A 2001-nucleotide genomic window follows, 5' to 3' on the forward strand; every position below is an offset into this window, starting at 1 on the left:
AAAGCCCAGTGGTAATAAGTCAAGGACCAAAATCGAGTGAATTGGAAATTTAATTGTATTAGTTTCTGATATCCATGTTTTTTAGGTATGGCAAATAAACCTCGCATTTTCTTGTTTTTTAAAAAAAAGAAGATGGAAGTTTGGGCTAAAAGAAAGGATGTAAGCGGGCTGTCTTACCCTCTCCTTTCGGGTGGTGTGTACAATTGATTGGTGCGTAGTAGCGAATACACCAACCGTACCAGTTTTCTTGCGGTCATGACGAGTGCACGTTTGTGTTTATGTTTCGGAACTTCATTGTATTTCTTCGTGTAGAATGCCTTGTATTCTGAATCATATTTACGAATGGATTCCGCAGCTTGAATTAAATAGTAACGTAAATACTTATTACCGGTTCGCATTCGACTTGTATTTTCGGCTTCATATTCGCCTGACTGGTGCTGATTCCAGACCAATCCAGCGTATTTGGCCAGCGCATGATGATCCTTGAATCGCTTCACATCACCAATTTCTGCAATCAGACCGGCTGCGAAGACATCTCCAATTCCTTTTACAGATGTGAGGGTCTGTGGAATGCCTTTCATGAGTTTGGCAATCTCTTTGTCCAACCTCTTAATTTGTGACTCCATGTGCTGGATCGTGCTTAATGTGACTGACAGGGAGATGTTCACCGGGTCCTCCATGGTCTTATGTAGACGATAAGAGGAACGTGCGAGTTTCTGAAGATATTTCGCCAACTCTTCCGGCTCAGTGAAGCGGTTCTTTCCCTTCTCCTGAAGAAATGAGATTAGTTCCTCTAGCTTCATCTCAGCGATGGTTTCTGGATCCAGTTCCTCTATCACTGCGAGGCTGGTAGTACCGAAGGTACTAGAGAAAGGGCTGTCCTGCCTTAAACCGCTGAACTTTAGAAACAGCTGATTCAAGAAATACGTTTTATTTCGTCCGATTTCTTTCATGAAATGGAATCGGGTTCTCGTTAAGCGTTGTAATGCCTCATAGTGATGGGCTTCTTTCATTTCCTGTGGCAATCGTCCAAAGCGTAAGTGGTCTGCGATAACCCAGGCATCGATTTTATCGTTTTTCGGTAAGGTGTCGTATCCTTTTTTGAAACGTGCGACTTTCCGTGCATTCAGAACATACACCTTGGTCTCCACATTAGGTTCATAGCCTTTTAGCTGATCTTGGAGATAGTGGGCAATGTGCCAGGCGTACTGGTCTGTTGCTTCCATCCCGATTTTTAACTCTGCACACTGACTTTTTTCCGCTGTCTCCAACATGCGTTTGATCAGGGTATCAGCCCCGGTTCGATCATTGGAAACAGAAAAATCAGCGAGTGTGACTCCGTCCGCATTCATGAAATGGACATGATGGGACCGTAAACTAACGTCTACACCGACAAGCATTTGTGACATGCCAATCACCTCCTGGTGAGTAGTAATCAAGATTGTTTCAGACCTGGGTGCCCATGGGAATCATCGATGTCATCCTCGTCATAAGCACTCAAAGAATGGAAGACCAAAACGAGCGCTACACTCTCTTCCATTCAACGGCGCAACCAGTGGTTAGACCTTCAATAATGAGCCATGGGTAGCAGGCTTTTTAAGCAGTACACTTAAGTGTCCGCAAGGAGTGAAAGCTATATCCCGAGACAATCCTGTCAGCTTCTATTGTCCCATGGGCCGATCTGAAATTTAAAGTGAAATAATTAGGTAAAAAGAAAAGGACGAAGTCTTGAAATGGAGCCTCCTCCATCCTTCGCCCAAACAGCTATTCAATTGTAAGCATGATAAATAAACAGGTAAGCACCTGTGAGCAATAAATCATTGAATTAAAGTGAATACCTACGGCTTCCCCGTTCAATCGGGTGAAGCGGTTGAAACAAAAACAAGAGTGGGGAAGCCGTAAGGCATCCATTTCCTATAGGAGTCCAATAGACGGCCTCCAGCTGTCCGGATCAACTGGAAATTCTATCGGAAAGAGCTCTTACTACTAATATACGAGGAG

Annotated in this window: 1 protein-coding gene; it reads right to left on the reverse strand. The window is 43.9% G+C overall.

Features of this window, described 5'->3' with window-relative positions; all coding sequences use genetic code 11:
• Positions 1 to 173: 173 nt before the first annotated feature.
• Positions 174 to 1409, reverse strand: coding sequence for an IS110 family RNA-guided transposase (locus tag WFH04_RS18010; RefSeq protein ID WP_336825699.1), 1236 nt, complete (start codon positions 1407 to 1409; stop codon positions 174 to 176).
• Between the last annotated feature and the right edge of the window lie 592 nt (positions 1410 to 2001).

Source organism: Sporosarcina sp. USHLN248, assembly GCF_037144575.1.
In the GTDB taxonomy this organism is placed as follows: Bacteria; Bacillota; Bacilli; order Bacillales_A; family Planococcaceae; genus Sporosarcina; species Sporosarcina contaminans.

Coding starts and splice junctions, on each gene's coding strand:
- WFH04_RS18010 (WP_336825699.1), bottom strand. CDS start 1,409: ATGTCACAAATGCTTGTCGGTGTAGACGTTAGTTTACGGTCCCATCAT.